17 protein-coding genes and 2 riboswitches are annotated in these 25,053 nt (G+C 28.5%); all 17 genes read left to right on the forward strand.

Translation table 11 applies throughout. The features are described 5' to 3' along the window. Position 1: 1 nt before the first annotated feature. Positions 2–688, forward strand: a complete 687-nt coding sequence (locus ACYUDJ_RS04290) for an ABC transporter ATP-binding protein (protein ID WP_043030978.1) — start codon at positions 2–4, stop codon at positions 686–688. Between the two features lie 514 nt (positions 689–1,202). Next, positions 1,203–2,264 (forward strand): SAP domain-containing protein, encoded by a 1,062-nt coding sequence (locus ACYUDJ_RS04295; RefSeq protein ID WP_043030981.1) that lies wholly within the window; start codon positions 1,203–1,205, stop codon positions 2,262–2,264. A gap of 65 nt (positions 2,265–2,329) precedes the next feature. Next, entirely contained in the window at positions 2,330–5,983 is a 3,654-nt protein-coding gene (locus ACYUDJ_RS04300; RefSeq protein WP_043030983.1) for an SIR2 family protein, read from the forward strand. A 499-nt stretch (positions 5,984–6,482) separates the two neighbouring features. Beyond that, entirely contained in the window at positions 6,483–7,334 is an 852-nt protein-coding gene (locus tag ACYUDJ_RS04305; RefSeq protein WP_043030985.1) for a flagellin N-terminal helical domain-containing protein, read from the forward strand. 359 nt (positions 7,335–7,693) lie between these two features. After that, positions 7,694–9,313, forward strand: coding sequence for a vanadium-dependent haloperoxidase (locus ACYUDJ_RS04310; RefSeq protein ID WP_043030987.1), 1,620 nt, complete (start codon positions 7,694–7,696; stop codon positions 9,311–9,313). A gap of 332 nt (positions 9,314–9,645) precedes the next feature. Next, positions 9,646–10,302, forward strand: coding sequence for a cupin domain-containing protein (locus tag ACYUDJ_RS04315; protein ID WP_043030989.1), 657 nt, complete (start codon positions 9,646–9,648; stop codon positions 10,300–10,302). 319 nt (positions 10,303–10,621) lie between these two features. Then, on the forward strand, positions 10,622–11,305 hold the full coding sequence (locus tag ACYUDJ_RS04320; protein WP_043030991.1) for a response regulator transcription factor: 684 nt from the start codon (positions 10,622–10,624) through the stop codon (positions 11,303–11,305). Between the two features lie 68 nt (positions 11,306–11,373). Continuing rightward, positions 11,374–12,381: a sensor histidine kinase gene (locus ACYUDJ_RS04325; protein ID WP_043030993.1), complete on the forward strand. Its 1,008-nt coding sequence runs from the start codon at positions 11,374–11,376 to the stop codon at positions 12,379–12,381. Between the two features lie 74 nt (positions 12,382–12,455). Then, positions 12,456–13,220: an ABC transporter ATP-binding protein gene (locus tag ACYUDJ_RS04330; protein ID WP_043030994.1), complete on the forward strand. Its 765-nt coding sequence runs from the start codon at positions 12,456–12,458 to the stop codon at positions 13,218–13,220. Then, positions 13,207–15,129, forward strand: a complete 1,923-nt coding sequence (locus ACYUDJ_RS04335) for an FtsX-like permease family protein (protein WP_043030997.1) — start codon at positions 13,207–13,209, stop codon at positions 15,127–15,129. The genes ACYUDJ_RS04330 and ACYUDJ_RS04335 overlap by 14 nt, the downstream gene beginning before the upstream one ends. After that, positions 15,122–16,093, forward strand: a complete 972-nt coding sequence (locus ACYUDJ_RS04340; RefSeq protein ID WP_043030999.1) for an alpha/beta fold hydrolase — start codon at positions 15,122–15,124, stop codon at positions 16,091–16,093. The genes ACYUDJ_RS04335 and ACYUDJ_RS04340 overlap by 8 nt, the downstream gene beginning before the upstream one ends. A gap of 292 nt (positions 16,094–16,385) precedes the next feature. Next, on the forward strand, positions 16,386–17,852 hold the full coding sequence (locus tag ACYUDJ_RS04345) for a multicopper oxidase domain-containing protein (protein ID WP_460289526.1): 1,467 nt from the start codon (positions 16,386–16,388) through the stop codon (positions 17,850–17,852). Between the two features lie 359 nt (positions 17,853–18,211). Continuing rightward, positions 18,212–19,321: a membrane protein gene (locus ACYUDJ_RS04350; protein WP_043031003.1), complete on the forward strand. Its 1,110-nt coding sequence runs from the start codon at positions 18,212–18,214 to the stop codon at positions 19,319–19,321. Between the two features lie 218 nt (positions 19,322–19,539). Further along, positions 19,540–19,706, forward strand: a riboswitch (Lysine riboswitch). 172 nt (positions 19,707–19,878) lie between these two features. After that, entirely contained in the window at positions 19,879–20,442 is a 564-nt protein-coding gene (locus ACYUDJ_RS04355; RefSeq protein WP_043031005.1) for a class I SAM-dependent methyltransferase, read from the forward strand. A gap of 164 nt (positions 20,443–20,606) precedes the next feature. Beyond that, positions 20,607–21,290, forward strand: coding sequence for a response regulator transcription factor (locus tag ACYUDJ_RS04360; protein WP_003487674.1), 684 nt, complete (start codon positions 20,607–20,609; stop codon positions 21,288–21,290). Between the two features lie 536 nt (positions 21,291–21,826). Further along, on the forward strand, positions 21,827–22,831 hold the full coding sequence (locus tag ACYUDJ_RS04365) for a HAMP domain-containing sensor histidine kinase (RefSeq protein ID WP_158001837.1): 1,005 nt from the start codon (positions 21,827–21,829) through the stop codon (positions 22,829–22,831). Between the two features lie 225 nt (positions 22,832–23,056). Beyond that, positions 23,057–23,232, forward strand: a riboswitch (Lysine riboswitch). Between the two features lie 131 nt (positions 23,233–23,363). Further along, positions 23,364–24,827: an amino acid permease gene (locus tag ACYUDJ_RS04370; RefSeq protein ID WP_043031007.1), complete on the forward strand. Its 1,464-nt coding sequence runs from the start codon at positions 23,364–23,366 to the stop codon at positions 24,825–24,827. The last annotated feature ends 226 nt before the right edge of the window (positions 24,828–25,053 follow it).

Below are 25,053 nucleotides of genomic sequence, written 5' to 3' on the forward strand. Positions count from 1 at the left end.
TATGAATAGTATAAATGGAAAAATTGCTTTAGAAGGAAAAGAGATAACTAAGGGATTTAAAATGGGTAGGGAGTCATTAATGATATTAAAAGACATTTCTATTAAGATTAATGTGGGAGACTTCGTATCAATTATGGGTCCATCAGGGTCTGGAAAAAGTACACTTCTGTATATATTAGGAGGATTAGACAAGCCTTCAACTGGTAAGGTACTTATGAATGGGGAAGATATATCAAAGTTTAGTGATGATAAACAAAGTGTTATGAGAAGAAGAAATATTGGCTTTGTATTTCAATTTTATAATTTAATACCTAACTTGAATGTAGAGGAAAATATTTTATTGCCTGTGCTATTAGATGGTAATAAAACAAAGGATTATAAAAAGGAATTAGATAATATATTAGAGATTGTAGGACTTACTGAAAGAAGAAAACATACTCCAAAGGAATTATCAGGAGGGCAACAGCAAAGGGTGGCAATAGCTAGGGCATTAATTAATAATCCAGAAATAATCTTTGCAGATGAGCCAACAGGAAATCTTGATAGCAAGACTGGAACTGAGATTATGGAACTACTTAGAAAGATTAATAGGGAGAATAAAAAAACGATTATAATGGTTACTCACTCAATGGAAACGGCTGAGTATGGTAATAGAGTAGTGAACATTAAGGATGGGGGAATTGTTTAGCCTTGATGAAATTAGTCATATAGGTGAAGTTATTGCTGTGATTAATAAAGAATATAATAAATAATTCGAAGGATTAAACTTAAAAATAGAAAAAATTGAAAAGTAGTAAATAGTACATTTGTCAGAAACTTTTTTATAGAAAAACAAAATTAACTAAGTAGTGGATTTTAAAGGTCATGCTTGGCCTCCACCATACATAAACTCAAATATTGATACAATAGAAAGTCCTTGATTTCAGGGGCTTTTTGTGCTTTTTGGAGGATTTGGTGTAGGAATTTTTAGGATTTCGAGGTTGAAATTCTAGGCTTATATATTTTAGAGGCACCCCTTATTGGTTGATTTTTTTACAGGGGGTGTTTTTGTGTTGCAAATTATTAGAATGTTTCATTAATAGGCATGTGTTATAATAAATATGAAAATAATGGATTTAACAAGCAATTTATGCATTAAAAGAAAAAACGTATAGAAGACAAGAAAAAATTGTTTTTGAATTAGAGATTGGGGGATTATCAATATGGGATTGTTTAAAAAAATATTAACAATGATAACTAAAAATGAGAGTTCACTAATCAAAAATAAAAAGAATAAAAATACTATAAACATAAAAAATATTGTAACATCCACAAATAAAGGTGATGAAGAAATTCCAAATTTACAAGGAGACTATGCAAAAGCTATCTTTCTTAATGCTTATCAGAAAAGTTCACAGATAAAATCTGATTCCGAATATCAACGATATTTACTTTATGAATGTGGCATAAAAAAGCCTTCAAAATATCATTTTGAATTGATTAAAAATGGATATTTAGAAAAAGCTAGTTCTACAGATAGAATTAAGGGATTAAAAGTTTCAGAATTAAAAGTTATTCTTTCTGAATTAGGTGAAAAGAAAACGGGAAAAAAAGATGAGCTAGTACAGAGAATTATAGAAGTTGCTGATGATGAAATGATAACGAAATGGTGTCCAGGAGATTATTATTCTATTTCTGAAAAAGGCAAAGAGTTTTTGAAAAGAAATTTGGACTACGTTAAAATTCATAAGCATAAGAACTGGGATATTGATTGGAAAGATTATGACAAAAGAAGAAAACCAGGATATAATTTCTATGATATTGTATGGGGTATTTTTAATGAAAGACTGCTTAAAAGTCAGGACTATGGTAGAAATGAATATTTTAATATGTATCAATTATTAGCTGAAGAAGGCAGAAGAAAAGATGCTTTAGAAAAATTACTTATGGTATTATATAACGATATAAGTGGTGTGGAGGGAAATTTTATTTATACTTCATGTAAGGAAGGCTTATACACTAAAAATGAAGCAATAGATGATTTTGATGTTGCAATTATGCTTGCTCCAGGGATAGTTGGTGCTATTAAAAAATTCCAAGATGTTTTTACTGATGATATTGTGGAACATATTTATAATACATATAAATTACCTATACAATTATGTGATAAAAAATTGTTCCTAGAAATTGTACATTCAGTGATTAGTGATGATTATGATGAAGAAAAGATAAAGAAAAAACTAAAAATACAATACAAAAAGTTCATAGAATTTATTTTAAAATAAATTTGCTGTTGTAGCTACTTGATAGATACAATACATAACTTAATTAAAAATGGGGGATATGTTTTATGGCAAAATGTAAAATTTTTGATATACCTGAAATTCCTCAAATTCCAGATGGAATTATACAAGCTGTAAATGATAAAAAATTAGCAGTTTTTATAGGTGCTGGAGTTTCAAGATTATTAGGCTGTTGGGGATGGGATAGATTAGCAAGTGAATTAGTAAATTGTTGTTTTGAAAATGGGTACATTAACTTTAAGGAAAAAGAGACAATAGGTTATATGAATGATCAAAAAAAAGTTATAACTATGTGCTATGGTATTTTAGACTTTAATAATAAAAAAAAACTTTTCTATGAAAAAATGGAAAAGGCATTAGAGGGAGATCAACAAAAGATAGAAAATAAAAATATATATGATGAGATTTCAGATTTTAATGCATTGTATATAACAACAAATGCAGATGAGCATTTTGACAATAAATTTTTGCCTGGAAATATAAAATATAAAATAGAGGATTTAGATAAAGATAAATTAAATAAAGAGAAACTTTATCATATACACGGTTCTATAAAGGTTAGAGAATCTTTGGTTTTTAGGGTAGATGAATATATTAAACGATACAATACCAAAGAATTCAATGACTTTATGAAAGAAATTTCAAGTAGATATATAATTCTATTTATAGGATATGGGTTAGCAGAGTTTGAAATATTAGATTTTCTTGTAACAAAATTTTATGATGGAGAGGGCAAACTGCCTAAACATTATGCATTAGTACCTTATTTTAAAGGAGAAGAAAATATTTGTGAATATGAGCAGTTTTATTATAAAAAACTAGGAATTAATATTGTACCTTATGCTAAAGATACATTAGGATATGATCAATTATATGAAGTTATCAAAAAGTGGAGAAAAGATATAAATGTTTTAAGTATTGTCTTACAGCAATCTTTCAAATATATAAAGGAATGTGTAGAGAATTTCAATGAGAAAAATGTAGAAAATGTATTGCAAAAAATTAAAAACAATAAATCATTACAAGATGAATTTTTCAATCAGTTAGCAGAAACAGATAAATCTAATTTATGGTTTGAAGAGTTAAAAAAGCAAGGATATTTTTTGCCAAATAAGAATCCTAAACCTATTGAAGATAAGTGGAATGTATTAGATTTTTTATTTAATGTATCAGATAAAAATAAGAAAAATGAAGATACGGATATTACTAAATTATTAATAGAAATAATAGATGAAATTATTGATTATGAAGATGATGAAAAAAATAGAATAGAAAACTGGCGTACTGATAAAATAATCATTAAGATTATTATGAACTTACCTCAAGATAAGATAAAGGATAAATACATAGATTTTATAATAACAGCACTCAAATCTAAGTGGAATAATGGATTTTTAGAAGGTACATTAGCTAAATATGAATTAGCAAACATATTAAATAAGAAACAAATGCTTAAGTTGTTGGACAACATATTAGAGATTAATCCTAGCGATAATCGACATAGCTATGGAAAAATAGATATATATTGGCTTCAACAAATACTGAATAAAAATAAAGATACAATAGGTAAAGAATATCCTTTTGATGCAGCTAATATTGGATTAGATAAAATACAAAGCATTATTAAAAATGATAAAGAGTCTTATATTTGTTATTTAATTAATCACACTGGTTCTATTGAAAATGATGATGATGGATTAGGAATAACTTATGAAAAGGAATTGATTAATTTTACAAGAGATATGCTTCAATATTGTTCACCAAAAGAAATAAGTGAAGAAATTAAAGCAAGGATAAATAGCAATTATGCAATTTATAGAAGATTAGCTATACATATTATAAGTTATCATTATGAAAAACTAAAAGATATCTTTTGGGGCTTAGAGAAAAATCCTTTAGAAGATTATGAATCTAAATATGAAATTTATAGATTATTAGAAGATAAATCTGAAATATTTAATAATAGTGAAATAGATAAAATTTTATATTGGATAGAAAATAAAACATACTTTATTCCAGAAAATCACAAGAATGATGAAGAAATGAAAAAAATAGGTATAGCATATAATAAAAAAGAATTTATATATCCATTATTAAATTCAAAAAATGAGAAAGTAATTAGTTTATATAATAAATATAACAAAATAAATCCAACGCCAATAGAGCATCCCGAAGAAATGCATAAAGTTATAGTAAAAGATTTTAATTATATTAGTCCATTAAAAGTTCAAGATTTAGAAAAAATGACGGTGGAACAAATATGTAAATTTTTAAATGAATTCAAAGGAAGTAACGATTTTGAAGAACCTAGTGAAGAAGGTCTAGCAGAAACTTTTGAAAAGTATATAATTCATAATTTCTCAAAAGAAATAAATAACTTAAATGATTATCTAGATATACCTATTATATATCAAGATGCAGTTATAAGCGCATTTAATAAAATAGATTTAGGAAATAACAGTGTATACATTGAAAGAATGTTAGATTTTTTAGAAAAGTTATCAGAAAAATTTTATATAAATTTAAACTCAGAAAATGATTGTATAAAATCAAGTTTGATATCCTTAATAAGGTTTATGGATGATTATTTGTTAAAAATAGATAATTTGTATTATGATAAGGTTTTAAAGAAAATTAAATATATTTTAATTAAAATACTTGAAAATGTAAAAGAAGAAGATGTAGTTTGTAGTGATTATATTACAAGTGCACTTAATACGATAAGAGGAAACTGTTATATTGCATTAGTTAAATATTCTTTAAAAGTAGCAAAAGTTAAATTTTCAAATGAAGAAATTAAATGGGAAAATGATGTAAAAGAATTGTTCACGCATAATTTAGATAAAGAAAAAGAGACATCTTTAAATTATTCAGCAGTTTTAGGAATGTATTTACCACAACTAATGTATTTGGACGAGCAATGGGTAGTACAAAATATAGATAGAATATTTGATAAAAAGTTAGAAGAATACTGGAAAGCTACAATGGAGAGTTATTTAGGGTATAGTAGATTTTATTTAGATATATATATATTGATGAAAGAGCACAATCACTATGAAAAAGGTTTAAAAACTAATTTTAATGATAAGGGTATAAATGAAAGACTGATAAAACATGTATGTATTGGATATTTAAATGGAGAAGAATCATTAGAAGAAAAGACAAGCTTAATAGTTAAATTATTGGATAAGCAAGAGATAAAAAGTTTAGAATATGTAATAGAGTTTATATTAACATCAAAGAATGAAAATATTGATACTAATATAAAATTGAGAATAAAAGAATTATGGGTAAAGCTTATTCTAGTGTTAGAAAACAATTCTGAATATGAAGAAGCTCAAAAATTGCTATTTGAATTATGTCAATGGATTTACTTTATAGATGTTTTAGATGAAGATGTAGTTATGTGGGTTAAAAAATATATTAAGAATTGTAGACACAATTATGAAACATATTGGATTATTAAAGGATTATTAAAACATGGAATAAAAGAACCTAATAAGGTTGCAGATATTTATTTAGTAATGATTGAAAATGAAATATATCCTAGATATGAAGATGAAATAAGGATGCTAGTAACAATGTTTTATAATAATGGTTTGAAAAAACAAGCAGATGAAATTTGCAACTCTTATTTATCCAAAGGGATGAAATTTTTGCAGGATATATATTACAAATTTAACAAGGTAGATAAATTTTAAGGGAAAATAATTATAATATTTAAAAATTCAGTATGTCTTAGTAAGTTTATATAAAAGTTTTAAAATGTTTCTTCATAAAATCCAATTGAACAAAAGGTAATAATGCTTCTTGAGTTAATAATGGACTTCTAAGATCAGACATTTAGCAGCTATTAGCCTATTTAGTATTGAATATGATGCTGTCAAAGTACCAATTCTGTATTCAGGTGATAGAAATTTACTAAATCCTGTAATATATATCCATCAGTATCTATATTTTTTAATGATGGTAAAGAATTATTGTACTATTGTGAAACAATAATAGAAAATTGATTGAGAAAAATATTTTACAAGTTTTCAAATAAGTAAAAATTTAAAGAAACTTAAGGATTTTTTAGCGTTAAGCACTATTTTTAGACTTTTATATGTATTATGGGATAAATGTAAACATTATGATATAATAAAAATAGTTGACATATGTGAATATGCAGTTTGTAATATCATGAGAGGGGATATTGTTATGATAATTAATCATAATGTGAATGCTATGATTGCATATAGAAATATTATGATAAATGGTTCTTTAGCTGGAAAAGCCATGGAAAGGCTTGCTTCGGGCATGAGGATCAATAGGGCAGCTGATGATCCAGCAGGACTTGCAATATCAGAAAAGATGAGGGCACAGATAAGAGGTTTAGAAATGGCATCAAGGAATGCTCAAGATGGTATTTCTATGATACAAGTTGCAGAAGGCGGAGTTAATGAAATTCAATCTATGCTTCAAAGAATGAGAGAATTAGCAGTACAAGCGGCTAATGGTACAAATTCTCCGGAAGATTTAAAGAATATTCAAGATGAAATTAACGAGTTGACAAAAGGAATTGATGATATTGCAAAGGGTACGGAATTTAACACCATCAAGGTTTTAAATGCTAATGCAGTAGATCAAGGAGAAGTAAAGCTTCAAATTGGTGCTAATGAAGGTCAATCTTTTGGAGTGAAATTTCGAAACATGAATTCTGCAGCTTTAGGTATAAAAGGGGATAAGGATAATTATGGGGTGGATGTTTCTACTCCAGGAAAAGCGTCAGCAGCTATAAAAGTCTTTGATGATGCTATAAATAAAACTTCATCTTTTAGGTCAAGTCTAGGAGCATCATCAAATGTGTTAGAGCATAGAATTAATTATTTAGAAAATACAATAATTAATTTGACAGAAGCAGAATCAAGAATTAGGGATGCCGACATGGCAAAGGAAATGATGAATTATACCAAATATAGCATTCTCCAGCAAGTAGCCCAAGCAATATTTTCGCAAGTTCTCAAGCAACAGGAAAGTACAATTCAATTGTTGAAGTCCTTGAACAACTAAAATATGAATTTTAAAAAGAAAAAATTATGTTAAGCACCAATCTATAGAAATATGTATTAAATATATTTAGTGTAGAGAGAGGTTGTAAATATTTTGATTGAACAGCAATTAAATGTTTGTTTATAGTAATAGGGGTTAAGAGCATGCTTCGCCTCTACCAAAAAATCTACGACAGAAATGTCGTGGATTTTTTTAAGTAATGTATTAATTAAAACTATAGTAATTAAATTATATAATATTTGAGATTAAGAATAGAAATTTAATCACTCGGTACATATAATACACTGAAGAATTGATTTAGATAGTATATTTAAATTTGAATATAATAAAGTTTTGATTAAATAGTAGGAGTGATTAAGGTGGAAGAAAAGCAAGATAAAAATAGAGAAAAGAATGAAGGCGAAGATAAAGTTTGTATTACTAAGCCCGTATGCCCTAAATATAATACAATAATAGATCAGTGCGAGATTGGGCCTTTGACACCTGAACAGAGGCGCATTGAGGCTTTTGAAAAGCGAATTCAGTCTGATTTATTTCAGAAGAATTTGATTCTTGAGGGCCAAAGATGTAATGACGATGAGATTTTATATGCAAATAAGATTGGAAATTATACAAAGGCGTTACCTCATAATTTGTTAGGAGAGGTAAATTTAGAGGCCTATAACATTTGGATAAGCACATTAAACACTGGAAATCCCGAAAAATTTGAGTTAATACCACTAGGAGGAACTAGAAAGTTTGTTGACCCTCAGGCTGCCTATGCGTATGAGATGGTGGGACCTGATTCTCATCATCTTACTATAGCACCGGCTCCGAGTTTTTCCAGTGCCATAGAAGCAAGTGAAATGGCTGAAGACTATTGGATGGCTTTAACTCGTGATGTCCCTTTTGTAGATTATGATACCAGCCCTGAAACTAAGGCTGCAGCTGAAGATTTATCAAAGTTTTCGGTTTTTGACGGTCCTAAGTGCAAATGTAAAGTCACCACAGAAACACTCTTCCGTAGTAATATACCTGACACTTTGGAAGGACCATATGTTTCACAGTTCCTCCTAAAGGATATTCCCTTTGGGGCAAAAACTATAACACAGAAATATATTGTACCTGTAGAAAAAATCGATTATATGGCTTCATATAATGAATGGCTTAATATACAGAATGGACAGGCACCATCTTCAATATTAAAACTTGACCCAGTACCTCGATATATTAGTAATGGTAGAGATCTTGGTCAATATGTCCATAAAGACAATAGCATTCAGGCGTCACTAACGGCTTGTTCGATATTACTAGATTTTGGGCAGGAAGCTCTATCTTTGAGTAATCCCTATTTATTTTCAAAAACCCAGGAGGGATTTGCTACCTTTGGTACCGCACATGTTTTAGATTTTATGACTCGTGTATCCAGGATGGCCCTTGAAGCGGCCTGGTTGCAAAAGTTTTTGGTGCATCGAAGATTAAGGCCCGAAGAATTTGGGGGATACGTACAAAATCTTAAGACAGGCGACGCAAAGTATCCTATTAATCCAGAATTATTAGATTCAAAGGTATTAGAGATAGTATTCAAAAAATATGGAACCTATCTTCTACCTATGGCCTACACTGAAGGATGCCCAACTCATCCGGCATATCCTGCTGGTCATGCAACTCACATTGGAGCGGGGGTAACTATTCTAAAAGCGTTTTTCAATGAGGATTATATTATTCCTAATCCAGTAGTAGCTAGTGCCGACGGGCTTAAGTTAGAACCATATCTTGAGGGTGATCTAAAAGTAGGAGGAGAATTAAATAAGCTTGCTGCCAATATTGCTCTTGGACGAGATTTTGCAGGTGTTCACTGGCGTTCAGACTGTCTAGAAGGTATGAAACTCGGAGAAGCTGTAGCAATAGGATTACTTCAGGATTATAGAAATACCTATAACGAGGAATTTCATGGTTTTTCCTTTACAAAATTTGATGGTACAAAGGTAATAATTTAAAAAATATATCTGTAAAATATGGAAGTATTAGAGCAGATAGTCATCGGATAAATTTATAATTAAATAAGAGGTATGCTTGAAAGTGAATTTTAAATCAGTTTCAAGCATACTTTTTTACAGTTTGAAAAAAGTTTTCCTTCTCCTCATGGATTTTAATAATATTATTTGGAACATGTTTTAGTATTTGTAAATAGATGCATATTATTGCTATCTTTATGATCTTCTCTATTGTATATTGTTGAAAATAGGAGTTCAGCTATAATGAATACAAGCACAATTCCAAAATTTAGAACATACTATAATGTTATAAGATTATAAAAGGAGAGAATAATATGTATAATACTTATATGATGTATGCATATCCTTATTGTGCTGACATACCAATGTATAACTCATATGACATGTATAGTCCTTATAACACTTATTCATGTCCTTGCTTTGTTAACACACCAAGTTATAATGATTCAGATTTTTCTATGAATTTTAATGATAGGTATATTCCTTTTACTGATGAATTGGAGTATGGTTCAAGATTTGCTTCTCCACAATCAGTAAAGGGCAATAGGGCAATTCAATTAAAGGATTATGGACCACAGCCTTTTGTAGTTGATATAGATGAAGCTACTAAGCAAAATGATACTTTTCGTACCGCTTTATGGACAGGAAACCACCTACAAGTTACCTTGATGAGCATTAATGTTGGTGATGATATAGGATTAGAAATGCATTCGAATGTTGATCAGTTTATACGTGTTGAAGAAGGTCAAGGACTTGTAAAAATGGGAAGCAATAAGGATAGGCCCAATTTTCAAGCAGAAGTTTATGATGATTTTGCAATTATGATACCTGCTGGTACATGGCATAATATTATTAATACAGGCGATAAACCACTTAAAGTATATTCTATCTATGCACCACCTCAACATCCACGTGGTACAGTTCATGTAACCAAAGCAGATGCAGAAGCTGCTGAAAAGAACCACCACTAATTAGGATCAACTATATGTAAGATCATTACAAAAAGAATCTATTATTGGTTGAAAAATTATCATACATGTGTGCGTCCAAATACATGATTTAATGGGGCTGTCGCATTAAAAAATTTACATACAATATATTGTTTTGCAAATTTAAAGTTAACACAATATATTGTAGGATTTATTCTTAGTGCGACAGTCCCATTTTTGTATTCATATTTTACAATATAACTATCTTTTGTTTTGTACACCAAAATGATATAATTAACAATATCTTGAGAAAAGAACAAGATACGTACATCAATAAATTAGTATAGGTTAGGGTTTTAAAATGAATAATACATATAAATTATTAATAATTGAAGATGATAAAAACATGTGTGAAGTGTTAAGTAATCTTCTAAATAAATGGGAATTTGAAGTGGATGTATGTAAAGACTTTGAAAAAATAATAGAGTGTTTTTTAAAATATAAGCCTGACGTTGTTCTTATGGATATTAATCTCCCAGTCTGTGATGGATTTTATTGGTGTAAAAAGATAAGACAAATATCTAAAACACCAATTATATTTGTATCTTCAAGGGATAGTAATATGGAGATAGTAATGGCAATCAATAATGGTGGAGATGATTTCATACAAAAGCCATTTAACTCAGAGGTGTTAATTGCAAAATTACAAGCTATTATAAGAAGGACATATGAGTATAAAAATGAAGAAGCAAAAGTATTAAAATGTGATGATTTATTATTAAATTTAGATAATGCAACTCTTTTATACAATGAAAAATCTTTAGAGCTTACAAAAAATGAAATGTTGCTTTTAAAAACTCTTATGGAAAATAAGGGAAAAGGAGTTTCTAGAAGCAAGCTAATGAAAAAGCTTTGGGATGATGATATATATGTTAATGAGAATACTTTAACTGTTAATATTAATAGATTAAGAAATAGATTAGAGAAATTTGGAATAAAAGATTTAATAGTAACCCAAAAAGGCATTGGATATATAATATTATGATATTAGGTCAATTGTTTAGATAAAAATTCTAAATAGTTGGCTTTTTTTAAAGGGAGAGAAAAGTATCGATGAAGATAATGGATTATATTAAGATTAATAAAATATGGTTAATAAGCAATTCAATAATTTTCATAATTCTTAATTGTATATTATATAGTAGCAGTACTATAAATAAGAGTTTCCAAGATATTGTGTATATGGATATACTTATTTTATTAACAGTACTTATAGCTTTTATCTATGGTTTCATAAAAGAAACGAATAAATACAGTAACATTTTAAAATGTAGCGATGAATTAGATAATAAAATAAAGGATTTTCATTTAAGTGTATTTTCAAATATGCTGGAAAAGCAAAAGCTGGAGCATTTAGAGAAGGAAGAAAGCTTAAAAAACAATATAAATGATTTCGAAGATTATATTACAAAATGGGTTCATGATATTAAAATTAATATTGCTGTTATTTATCTATTATTAGAAAACTTTGAAGAGGAGCAATCCCAAAAGATAATTTCTGCAATGAAACAAATGGAGTTTAGTGTAAATCAAGTTCTGTATGTTACAAGGGCAAACAATTATAATTTAGATATAAAAAGCGAGCAGGTATCAGTAAAAGATGAAATTAAAAAGGCAATAAAAGAAAATGCAGAGTTCTTCATAAACAAAAACATTGAAATAATATTAGAAGTTGAAGAGTTTAGCATAATAAGTGATAGAAAGTGGATTTACTATATAATTTCTCAAATTATTAATAATAGCAGCAAGTACACTAATGAAAATGGACAACTATATATCTTTAGTAAAGAGGATAGTAAAGCTTATTATCTGCACATCAAAGATAATGGAATTGGTATTCCAGAGGAAGATATAAATAGAATATTCAACAAAGGATTTACTGGAAAGAATGGAAGGATAAGAACTAAATCAACTGGTATTGGTTTATATTATGCAAAAAAGATGTGTAATAACTTAAATATAGATTTGAAGGTAGAAAGTGAAGAGGGAGAGTACACTGAATTTGTTTTAAGTTTTTACAAGTTAGCAGATTACTTTAATGTTACACCAATGTCACAATAGCATCTAATTTGTAACCTGGATAGATGGAAGAATGTTTAGGTGAAAATTATACTATAGATATGAGGTGATAATTTATGAAAAAAATAATAGAGGCATCAAAATTAATTAAGGATTATGGAAGGGTAACTAATAAACATAAGGTATTAAAGGGAATAGATTTAGAAATTAATGAGGGAGAATTCATCAGTATAATGGGACCTTCAGGGTCAGGAAAGACCACATTTTTAAATATCATGTCAACAATAGATAAAGCAACTTCTGGGAAAGTTATAATTGATAATAAAGATGTAAGTAGTCTAAAAGAATATGAATTAGCTAAGTTTAGAAGAGATGTAATAGGTTTTGTTTTTCAAGATTTTAATTTGTTAGATAGTATGACAATAAGAGATAATATTGCACTACCCCTAACGCTAAATAGTGAGAAGCTAGAGATAATACTGGAAAGGATCAATAAACTAACAAAGCTCTTAGGAATAGAAAAACATCTAGATAAGTATCCTTATCAATTATCAGGAGGGCAAAAGCAAAGAGCAGCAATTTGTAGAGCATTAATTACATCTCCAAAGGTAATTTTTGCAGATGAACCAACTGGTGCTTTAGATTCTAAATCATCTGTAGAAGTTCTTGAGTGTTTTACAAATATTAATAAAAATTATAATACCACAATTGTTATGGTAACTCATGATGCCAGGGCTGCAAGTTATGCAGATAGAATAATGTTTTTAAAGGATGGGAGTATAAGTGGTGAGTTATATAGCAGCGGGAATAAAAGTGAGATGTTTAAAAAGATTCTTAATATGATAGCAGTGATGGGAGGAGAAAGCAATGAACTCATTTAAACTATCATTTAAGCTTTTTAAGGATAATATAAAGATATATAAACTTTATTTGCTTATTACAATTGTTTCTGTTGCAGCTTTTTATAACTTTTTAGCAATCGAAAATAATGAAGCATTTATTTCTGTAAGCGAAAGATTTCAGGCAGCAAGTGTAGCAAGTATTTCCTGTGGTTTTATTTTAGTATGCACAGTAATATATTTTATATTTAATGCAGATAGGTTTTTCTTATTAAATAGGCAAAAAGAGACTGCCTTGTATATGTTAATGGGAGTTACTCAATCAAAAATTGGACAAGTATTTGCAATAGAAAGTTTATTCCTTGGAGTTGTTTCCATATTTAGTGGACTTGTATTTGGAATAATTTTATCTAAATTATTTTTTATGCTTTTAGCAAAATCCATCTTTTTAAATGTAGAAATACCTTTCAAAATTTCATTAGATTCCATTTTTACAGTCATTTTAGTATTCTCATGTATTTTCGTAGTAATAGGTTATAGAAAATATAGAGTAATAAAAAAAAGTAAACTTATAGATATGATTAATGCTGCAAAGAGAAAAGAAGATCTTCCAAGGCTAAGATATTTTAAAGGGATTTTAGGGGTTCTATTAATTTTAGCTGGATACATAGTTGGCGTTATGATTAAAAGATGGGAGTTAGATTTGATGATTTCATCTGTGACAGCGCTAGTATGTGTTTCAGCTGGAACTTATCTTTTCTTTGGAAGTTTCATGTCTATAGTTCTTAATAAGATAATTAAAAATAAAAAGCTGGTATACAAAAATGTTATGTTAGTAAGCATTTCTAATGTGTATTTTAGACTAAAGGGGAATTATCGAAATTTAGCTATGACTGCAATATTATGTGCAGCAGCTATAACAGCCTTTGGAGCAAGCTTATCTTTTAATGAAGTTGCCAAAAGAGAAGCTATTAAACAATCTCCATATAGTTTTAGCTATGAAAGTGATGATGAAAAATCAAAAGAAAAAGTAGTAGAGATAATTAAACAATCTAATCATCAGCTAATTGGAATTAATGAAAATAAATTTTTTTTAGGAAAGGTTAAGTATAAAGACTACCATAAAAAAGTAGATTACAATCGTGAAGCCATAATAATAAGCTATTCAGCATTAAAAAAGAACTTAGAATTTTTACATTATAAAGTAAAAGATAATATTGAACCAAAGGGAAAAGAAGCTGTTTTTATAGCAAGTGCAACAACATTATCATCGACCTTTAATGTTGTAGAAAAAGAAATGGAAATAAATGATAAAGAGTTTGTTATAAAAACACAAGAAGAAGTTCCCTTCACTGGAATTATAGATAAATTAGGAACAAAAAATATATACGTATTAGAAGATAGTGAATATGAAAAGGTAAAGAAAGGTTTTAATGAGATATCATTAAATTGTGTTCAAATAAGCAAGAAGATAGATTCAAAACAATTAATCTTAGATATAAAGAAACTCATACATCAAGGCAAAGTATATCCACCTATTAATGAATATACATGGGATTATTATGCAATGGAAATATTTCATTTCCTTGGGATGGTAATGTCTATAATATTTATACTATCAACCTTTAGTACAATATATTTTAAAATATTAAAGGATGCATTTATGGATAAAGAACAGTATATAACATTGAAGAAAGTAGGAATGAGTAAAGAAGAAATAAAAAAATCTGTATATGTGCAAGTTGCAATCTCATTTATTTTACCTTGTAGTACAGCAATATTACACAGCATTATTGCTATGAAAATGTTAGAACAAGTAATGAATTTTTCTTTTAATCTTCAGTTAATAATTTCTTTAGGATTATATTCAATAACAATGATTTTATTCTATATTTTTATTAGTAATAATTATGTGAATATGGTTTATGAAGAAGGTGATAATAATGCTTAAAAAAATAATAAAAATATTAAGAAACATTCTTATTGTGATATTAGCATTGCTAATAATTATTTCTATAGTAGGCCAAGTCCGAAAATATTTAGAAAGGAATGAGGTTAAGCCTTTAGGGATATTAGTGAATGTTGATGGTAAAAAAATGCATGTATATTCTGAGGGCCATGGAAAGAAAACAATTGTTTTAATGCCGGGATTAGGAAGCATAGCACCTTCAATTGATTTTAAGCCTTTAATTAATGAACTGAAAAAGGATTTTAAAGTAGTAGTTGTAGAACCTTTTGGGTACGGCTTCAGTGAAGAAACTTCCGAGGAACGAACTGTAGAAAATATTATTGACGAAACTAGAATGGCATTAAAGAAAGCAAAGATAAGGGGCCCATATATACTTATGCCTCACTCAATATCAGGGGTATATGCTCAGTACTATGCATCAACTTATCCAGATGAAGTTGATGCAATAATTATGCTAGATACAACCTTAGTTAAGGCATGCTTAGAGGATTCAGATAAAGTTGATTTATCTATGGGTAAAAAACAATTGATTTTATCTACTCTGGGAAATCTTTTAGGAATAGATAGAATATACTATAACAGTATTTATAAAAATGAAAATTGTTTTTCGGAAAGTGATAAAAAGAAGTTAGTTAAGGTGGGAGTTAAAAACCCATTTAATAAAACTATGGAAAATGAAGTTGATATGATATTGAAAAATTGTGAAACAGTGAATAAAAGCAAAATGCCAAAGGACTTACCCATATTTAAATTTGTTGCAATCAAATATATTAAGGATATAAATAATGAAAAATACACAAAAATAATAAATAAAAACTTAAGTGAATTTAAAGATTATAGCAAATTTAAATATTGTGTTTTGGAAGGCCGTCATTATATTTACTATACAAAATCACAAGAAATTGAGAAAGAAACTCGAGAGTTTTTAGCTAAATATGATAATTAATTATAGTAGTTTAAAATGGAGTAGAGGATTTCAAAGGTTACGACTCACCTCCACCATGAAACCCACCACAATACTAATTATAGTGTTGCTGTGGGTCTTTTATTTTCTATTCTTTAATACAAGGAAGAATGCTTACAGAGGAATGCACTAATCTAAGCCTATGGGTTAGAAAGTTAATAAACCCAGCTCACTTATATAATAAATCTTTGTTACACAATATAACTTTTTATTATCAACAGCATATAATAAAGTAATCAAATGAAAATAATATAGAATACTAGGGGATGATAAAATGAGTATTAGACATTATGTTTTATTAGCTACAGATGGATTAATAAGTCTACCCAAAGATGATGTTTTATGTACTACAGATAGAGAAGATGTTTATATCTTTGGATTTACAGGTGGGCTTTTAGAAGTAGATGGAATAACAATAGAAGAAAATAAATATCTAGATTATACAGATCCAGCTAATTGGGACACAATTTTTATGAAGAAAGGTGAAGCTACTATTCCTTCTCCTATGATTTGGGGAGAAGTAGGTGATCATATATATATTACGCTTATTAATATTGGAATGAAACATCTTCCTGAGCTTAAAGATTTTCATACTGTGCACATGCATGGCGCCCACGTTGCTACTCAGCTAGATGGTTTCCCTGAAAGTTCATTTGGTGTTCCTATGTGGGAAAAAGAAGAAAATCAACCGCTTAAAGCACCACCTACTGCAACCTATTTTTTTCATCCGGAAGATCCAGGAACTTTAATGTATCACTGTCATGTAGAAGCTTCTGAGCACATTCAAATGGGAATGTATGTGGCATTGGTTATATATCCTTCTATGGAAAGTTTGGCTGAAAATGGAATTACAAAATGTGATGAATGTGGACGTTGGAAACTATATGGTGAAGAACTATGCCATATTCCTAAAACTGCTACAAATCGAAATTTTGCTTATAATAATATTAACAGCTATTTTGATAAAGAATATGTAATGCTTTTATCTGATATAGATTCAAGGTGGCATAAAAACGTTGAGAACCAGAATCAGGATCCTCCACCTCCTCCTTTTAATCCAGTAGATTTTAAACCGGATTTTTGGCTAGTTAATGGAAGAGCTTTTCCTGATACACTTCTTCCACATCCTTTAACTCCACCTGATAATAGTAATCCAAATCTTACTCAAATTAACTATGAATCTTATGTTCATGTGAAAACCAATGAAAAGTTCCTACTTCGAATGATTAATATGGGTTATCAAGTGGTTCCATGGCATATTCATGGTTGGCATTTTATGGTGGTTGGAAAAGATAGTCATTTAAGCCCATTCCTAGCTCTTAGTAAAAATTCTAAACACATTAATCATAAACTAACAGAAATGGGTTTTACTAATACAATAGGGTCTGGAGAAACCTATGACTTAATTATTACTGCGGACGATAAGAGAGATTTATACAGAAGGTATATTGTAAAAGGGCAAGATGGTTTCAATTCTCTTTGTAAGCAGATTAAGGGGATTTATAATATTGATAAGAATGCTATTTTTAATATTCCAGAAGAACCAGTAAACTGTGATAATCCACAACTAATAAATTATATAGAAATATGTAATCAGTGTCATAGAGATCCAAACAATCAGTTCTTTCCACAATTTTATCCAATGCACAATCATGATGATTACAAGGTTACTAACAATGGAAAATATCCAGGTGGTCAGTTAACATTGATTCAAATAGATGCACCAGATAGACCAATGTAGAAAGGAATTTAGGATTAAGTATAAAAAATTTAATTATTTAGGCTATTTAAGAATAAGTTAAATTAAAAGAACAGGCTAGTTTTTTAGAGGAAACTAGCCCATGTCTTTTATAAATTAGCAACGGTTACTTGCTAAAATTAATCTTTAAATCTTTTAAGGTACAGTGAATTTTATTAGTATATGATTGCTAGCCATGATGCAAGTCTAAATCCTTTAAACTAATGCTTTGCCTAGTCTGAATATAAGGAAAATACTGTAGATAATAGAAAACTTGGTTCCAATTTTTAAGTTTGACACAAATATCTATCTACTTTATAATTGAATTACATAATGGAAGTAATAAGGAAGCGAGAATTAATATGATAAATGTTATTAAAACTGCAATTGTAACTATAATAATATCATTTATATCTGGGTTACTATTAGATCATTATAGAAATTTGGCACCTAGAATACTATGCAATATAGGAAAAGGTATACCTATAGATATAAATAATAAAAAATTTAATGCATACATTATAACTGTTAGAAATGTATCAAATAAAATAATTCATGATATAACTTTACATGTACAAAGCCCACAAAGTAACTTAAAAATTACAGATGCTAAAATAACAAAGGGCTTAAAATTTGATTCTTCAATAGAAGATAATATTTTAGATGTATGTATACCTTTTTTGAGTAAGGATGATGAGTTTTCAGTTACTGTATATGTAGAAAATCAGCATGGAGTGAATAATAAACCTGCTGTTATAATTAGATCACCTGAAAAGTTTAAAGAAGTAAGCTCTGAAGAACGAAAAGGGATATTTTCAATATTTACTAATATACCTAAAAATATAAAAGAGATAATTTCTGATGTAACAAAAAAAGATGAAACAATAAATGAAAGAAATAGAGAAATAACAAATAAAAACAATAAGCTTGGCAAAAATAAAAAAGTAATGATAATCGCTGCATCAGTTATTTTAGTTGTAATTGTTGGTGTTGTAGCAAGATTTTATTTTAAAGGAAAACCTGCTGATACTAATACGAAAACACCAAGTGTAGAAACTAAGGCTACAAAACAATCTAATGATTCAAAGGGATCAACAGATAAAACAACTAAAGGTACAGATGTAAAATCATCAACAGATGGAAAAGCTAAAAATACAGATGGAAATTCATCAACAGGTGGCTCAAGTAACAATACAGATAAAAAGCCATCAACAGGTGGAACAAATAGCAATACGAATAAAAAACCATCAACCGGTGATACAAGTGGAGATACGAATAAAAAGCCATCAACCGGTGATACAAGTGGAGATAAGGATGGAAATTCATCAACAGACGGAACAACAGATGGAGATTCATCAAATAGTGGAACAACCAATGATGGAGATAAGAATCCATCAACCGGTGGAGGAACACCTGAAAATACAAATGAAAAACCATCAACAGATGGGGCAAAAGGAGATACAGGTAACTAATTTATCAATGTATCTTTGTAGTAAAAATGAAAAGCCTTTTATATAGGCATAAAAATATGAACAAAAAGTCATAATATCATTTTTAATGATATTATGACTTTATTTAAAATAACAGTTAGTTTGTGTACTAACTGTTATTTTTGGTTCAATTTAAAGCAAGAATTAAGTTTAACTAAAAAGTGGTATTTGATGTTGTGCATACTTTAGATTAAATCATAGACAATAGTAGAGTAAAAAATATGATTACTTATTTAAAAATATAGTAGCAGTCTCAAAGGAAATTTCGCCGAAGGATACAATTAATGCTTTAATGTTGTATTGTTGGTTTTGTGTAAAATATATGCAAGATTGTCACAAAAGTAATTTATGAAGAGCTATCATTGGTTGAGAAAGATGATTTTTATGTGTAACTATTTATAAAACTTATTATAAATTCAAAAATCCTTAAGGATTCTTAAGGATTCTTAAGAATTTTTTCGATGAAATTTTAATAGTTATTTTCTATACTTAACCTACAAATTAATTTCAATGTAAATGAGAAATGTGGGAGGTTTAGTATGGGAAATATAGAATTTTTAATACAATATGTGAAATCACCGAGAAGTATAGGGGCTGTATTACCAAGTTCTCAAAAGCTTGCTGAAGAGATGGTTAGAAATGTGGATTTTCAAAATGCTAAATGTATAGTAGAATATGGACCAGGTACAGGTGTATTTACAGAAAAATTAATAGCAAAAAAGAAAGAAGATACATTATTGATTGTTTTTGAAAAGAATCAAGAGTTTTGTAATAATCTTTTAAATAACTATAAGTATAAAAAAAATGTTAAAATAATAAATGATGGAGCTGAAAAAATAAAGGAACATTTAAAGAATTTCAATATTAGTCAAGCAGACTATATTGTATCAGGGCTACCTTTTGCATCATTGCCTAAAAATATTTCAGATAGAATATTAAATAACACAAAAGAAGTATTGAATGTTGAGGGAGAATTTATAACTTTTCAGTATTCATTAGTAAAAAAAGGATTGTTTAAAAGTTATTTTGATAGTATTAAAGTTAAGAAAATAATGTTAAATTTACCACCTGCATATGTACTCAAATGCAGATTAAGCATATGAAAGAAAATAACAAGCCAAGGGTTTTGATATATTTTATATTTAGACAAGAAGTGAAATTTTCAATTTATTAAGAAGATTCTGAATTTTGCTACTGATTATGATACAAAATAAACTAAAGTAGCCACTAGTTATTTTTTTCAATATGCATTCATAGGGGGAGAATTATGAAAGAAAAAATATTAGTGGTTGATGATGATATAACAATAAAAAATTTAATCGAAGTTTACTTAAAAAGTGAAGGTTATGATGTTGATAATGCTTCTAATGGAGAAGAAGCATTAAATTTAATAGGAGATTATAATTACGATTTGGTAATACTAGATATAATGATGCCAAAGCTAGATGGTATATTAACTTGTATAAAAATTAGAGAAAAATTTACAATGCCAATAATATTTTTATCTGCTAAAGGAGAGGAACTTGATAAAATACAGGGGTTAACCGTTGGAGCAGATGATTATATTTCAAAGCCATTTGGATCTATGGAACTTTTAGCTAGGGTAAAGGCTCAGTTAAGAAGGTATAAAAAATTTAATAGTATAACAATTAGCAAAAATATAATCGAAATAGAGGATTTAGTTATTAATGTGGATACTCATGAGGTTAATGTAAGAGGTGAAAATATTAAATTGACCTCAAAGGAATTTAATATTTTAGAGTGTCTAGCTAGGAATAAGGGAATAGTATTTTCAGTGGAAAAACTTTATGAAACTGTATGGAAGGAAAAATTTGTAGTATCAGACACTTCTGTGGTGGTGCATATAACAAATATAAGACAAAAAATAGAAATTGATCCCAAGGCTCCTCAATATATAAAAACTGTTTGGGGAGTTGGGTATAAGATATGAACAAGAATTCGGGACTCAGTTGTTTATTAAAACTATTAATGGTTCAATTAATTATTTTTTCAATAAGTAATTTAATAATTGTAATTATAGATACATATGAAAGTTTGTTTAGAGGTGATAATTTAAACCCTGAAAAATTTATAAATCTTAAGGTGCTATTAATACCTATTTTGATCTCAATAATTATAATTTTTATATACATTCATCTATATAAAATAAAAAAAGCTTATTTATTAATAAAAAAAATAGATGTCAAGGTACTTCTTTTATTAGTAATTCCTTTTCTATTAAGTGTGATTATTATATTTTTAGGCAATGTATACCGAGAAGTATTGGTGTATATAAATTATGACTTAATACGAATTAATAAGTATACTATAATTTTATTGTTAGTATCTATAATAATTACTATAACTTTAATTTATACATTAATTAAGATTATAAGAAATAAGGGTTTGCTTATAAGTAAAATAGGTTTAAGGCTTATTTTTATAGTAGGCATAGTTTTTATTGCAAGTATGGTGCTTCTTAATATTATGAGAAAATTTATAGAGAGCTATTTATTAGGTTATGGTAATATGGATCCAAAAAAATTCGCTAGAATATATAATACGGTTTCTCTAGGATTTATTATTGTAGTAATTGTAACATGTATTCTAGTTATTTTATCTATTGTAAATGAATGGGTTCAGTATTTAAATTATATGATTTTGAAATTAAGGAGAATATCAGAAATTCAGTATGTAGATGATCTTGATATTAATGGAGATGATGAGTTTTCAGAACTTGCAAGTAGCATAAATGTAATGTCTAATAAGCTCAAAGATAATTATGAAAGGGAGAAGAAAATTGAGAAGGAGAAAAATGATTTTATAGTTGCTGTTTCACATGATTTAAGAACCCCATTAACTTCTATAATAGGTTATTTAGATCTGTTAAAGAATGAAAAGATTCAAAGTTATGAAAAAACAAGTGAATATATAGATATAACCTATAGGAAAGCCATAGATTTAAAAAATCTAATTGAGGAGCTTTTTGAATATACTAAAATTGAAAATGATTATGTTTCTTTAGAAAAGGTTGAATTTAATATAGCAATATTAGTAAATCAGATTCTGGGTGAACAGATGTTATTTTTTAAGGAAAAGAATATAAATATTGAATTCGAAAGTGAATCAAACGAAATATATTGTGAAATTGATATAAAAAAAATGGTTAGAATAATAGAGAATATTATAAATAATGTCCAAAAATATAGTTCCCCAAATACAAGCTTTAAAGTATATATAAAGGAAAAGGAAGCAAATGTATTAATTTCTTTTGAAAATATTGGTGAACATATCAAAAAGGATGACTTGGAGTTAATTTTTGAAAAAATGTATAGAATTGATAAGTCTAGAAGCTCGCAGAGAGAGGGATCTGGGTTGGGGCTTGCAATTGCTAGAAAGCTTGTGGAAATCCATAATGGTAGGTTATGGGCTGAATGTGAAGGAAATACCATAAAGTTTAATATACTACTTCCTAAAACGAAAGGCAAATAAATATTAAAGAACTTGTCTTGTTTTAGATATTAATTTGTTTGTTTTGAGGAAACTTCTTTAAAAATTATTTTTCCAATACTATTTTATAATTATGTATAGTAATATTAGCACTTTTAATATTTTTATTTTTAGTATTTGTAAATAGATATATGATTATTAATTTTTTTATAAAAATGTGTTTACTTATTTAGAAATACAGTGTATATTAAATAATCATAAGTGAATTACTGAGGTAGAGGAGCGAACTTTAAGAGTAAAATTGTGGAGATAAGCACTGTGAAGCAGTTTGAAAGGAAATTTCGCCGAAGCATACAACTAATGCTTTAATGTTGTATCGTTGGTTTTGTATAAAATATATGCAGGACTGTCACAAAGATAATTTGTGGGGAGCTATCATTCGTTGTGGAATTAACATGTATTTGTAGTCTAAATACATGCTTTAATACCCTGAGGTAGAGTCTCAGGGTATTTTTTTATGCTCGTCTTAGTTAATTCGCCTATCGGAAAACAAAAGTAATAAGGAGGAAGAAAAATGAGTACTACAAAAGAAAAAGATTCTAATTCACATAAGCTTAAAAGAAGTTTACAAGCAAGACATCTTAATATGATTGCTATGGGGGGAGCTATAGGAACAGGAATATTCCTAGCGCTTGGTGCTACTATCAAGCAAGCAGGCCCTGGTGGTGCTCTTACTGCTTATGCTTGCATAGGAGTTATGGTTTACTTTCTAATGACAAGCTTAGGAGAAATGGCAACCTTTATGCCTGTATCAGGTTCTTTCGAAACTTATGCTTCAAAATTTATAGATCCTGCATTTGGGTTTGCACTTGGTTGGAACTACTGGTATAACTGGGCTATCACAGTCGCTGCTGAAATGGTGGCTGGTGCACTAATTATGAAATTTTGGTTTCCTAATGTTCCAGCTATTATTTGGAGTGTTTTATTCCTTGTATTAATAGTTGGCCTTAATTTATTATCCGCAAAAGCTTATGGTGAATCAGAATATTGGTTTGCAGGTATTAAAGTATTTACTGTTATTGTATTTTTATTAATAGGTACTGCTACTATTTTAGGTATATTAGGTGGACATACAATAGGACTCCAAAACTTTACTATTAAGGATGCTCCATTTGTTGGAGGTGCTAAATCTATTTTTATGGTATTTTTAATTGCAGGTTTTTCTTTTCAAGGTACAGAACTTGTTGGTATAGCTGCTGGTGAAAGTGAAAACCCTGAAAAAACTATTCCTAAAGCCATCAATACAATATTTTGGAGAATCATAGTTTTTTATTTAGGAACAATATTTGTTGTAAGTGCAATAATACCTTATACAGATGCTGGAGTTAATACAAGTCCATTTACATTAGTATTTGAAAAAGCTGGTATTGCAGCTGCTGCATCACTAATGAACGCAGTTATTTTAACTTCAGTAATATCCTGTGGAAACTCAGGAATGTATGCTTCAAGCAGAATGCTGTATGCAATGGCTAAAGAAGGAAAAGCACCTAGCTGGTTAGGAAAGCTTAATTCAAGAGGAGTTCCAGTAAATGCATTAGCATTAACTACTCTAGTAGCATCAGCTTGTTTCTTAACAGGACTTTATGCTGAAACCACTGTTTATGTGTGGCTGGTTGCAGCTTCAGGACTTGCAGGCTTTATTGCCTGGGTTGGTATAGCGTTATGTCACTATCGTTTCCGTAAAGCTTATGTTGCTCAAGGACGTGATTTAAATAAGCTTGTTTATAAAGCAAAGCTATTCCCGCTTGGTCCGATAATAGCGCTAGTATTATGCATAATAGTTATTTTAGGACAAGGTATTAGTTACTTTGAAGCTACCAAAATTGACTGGAATGGAATAATAGCATCTTATATAGGATTGCCAATATTCTTTGGTTTATGGTTTAGCTATAAAAAGAAACATAAAACAAAGGTTGTTAACTTACAGGATGTAAGTTTTGACGTAGAAGATACTCATTCTAAAACAGAAATTGCTTAAGATAAAATATAAGGACTGTTGATATTTAGTCAGCAGTCTTTACATTTATTAGATGATAGTACGAAATGATATATACAGGATAATTTATAAACCGTGCTTTTTTCTTTTTAATTACTAAATATAGTTCAACTTGGACTAAAAGTTTTATATCATCATTATATTTTATTGTATAAGGAAAAATTTGTTGACGACAAGAATAATAAATTATATACTTAAATAAAATTAT

The organism is Clostridium sp. CTA-6, from assembly GCF_054768115.1.

Excerpts from the sequence above, each read along its gene's own strand:
- ACYUDJ_RS04290 (WP_043030978.1), top strand. The coding sequence starts at position 2 with ATGAATAGTATAAATGGAAAAATTGCTTTAGAAGGAAAAGAGATAACT.
- ACYUDJ_RS04295 (WP_043030981.1), top strand. The coding sequence starts at position 1,203 with ATGGGATTGTTTAAAAAAATATTAACAATGATAACTAAAAATGAGAGT.
- ACYUDJ_RS04300 (WP_043030983.1), top strand. The coding sequence starts at position 2,330 with ATGGCAAAATGTAAAATTTTTGATATACCTGAAATTCCTCAAATTCCA.
- ACYUDJ_RS04305 (WP_043030985.1), top strand. The coding sequence starts at position 6,483 with ATGATAATTAATCATAATGTGAATGCTATGATTGCATATAGAAATATT.
- ACYUDJ_RS04315 (WP_043030989.1), top strand. The coding sequence starts at position 9,646 with ATGTATAATACTTATATGATGTATGCATATCCTTATTGTGCTGACATA.
- ACYUDJ_RS04320 (WP_043030991.1), top strand. The coding sequence starts at position 10,622 with ATGAATAATACATATAAATTATTAATAATTGAAGATGATAAAAACATG.
- ACYUDJ_RS04325 (WP_043030993.1), top strand. The coding sequence starts at position 11,374 with ATGAAGATAATGGATTATATTAAGATTAATAAAATATGGTTAATAAGC.
- ACYUDJ_RS04330 (WP_043030994.1), top strand. The coding sequence starts at position 12,456 with ATGAAAAAAATAATAGAGGCATCAAAATTAATTAAGGATTATGGAAGG.
- ACYUDJ_RS04335 (WP_043030997.1), top strand. The coding sequence starts at position 13,207 with ATGAACTCATTTAAACTATCATTTAAGCTTTTTAAGGATAATATAAAG.
- ACYUDJ_RS04340 (WP_043030999.1), top strand. The coding sequence starts at position 15,122 with ATGCTTAAAAAAATAATAAAAATATTAAGAAACATTCTTATTGTGATA.
- ACYUDJ_RS04345 (WP_460289526.1), top strand. The coding sequence starts at position 16,386 with ATGAGTATTAGACATTATGTTTTATTAGCTACAGATGGATTAATAAGT.
- ACYUDJ_RS04350 (WP_043031003.1), top strand. The coding sequence starts at position 18,212 with ATGATAAATGTTATTAAAACTGCAATTGTAACTATAATAATATCATTT.
- ACYUDJ_RS04355 (WP_043031005.1), top strand. The coding sequence starts at position 19,879 with ATGGGAAATATAGAATTTTTAATACAATATGTGAAATCACCGAGAAGT.
- ACYUDJ_RS04360 (WP_003487674.1), top strand. The coding sequence starts at position 20,607 with ATGAAAGAAAAAATATTAGTGGTTGATGATGATATAACAATAAAAAAT.
- ACYUDJ_RS04365 (WP_158001837.1), top strand. The coding sequence starts at position 21,827 with ATGAGAAAATTTATAGAGAGCTATTTATTAGGTTATGGTAATATGGAT.
- ACYUDJ_RS04370 (WP_043031007.1), top strand. The coding sequence starts at position 23,364 with ATGAGTACTACAAAAGAAAAAGATTCTAATTCACATAAGCTTAAAAGA.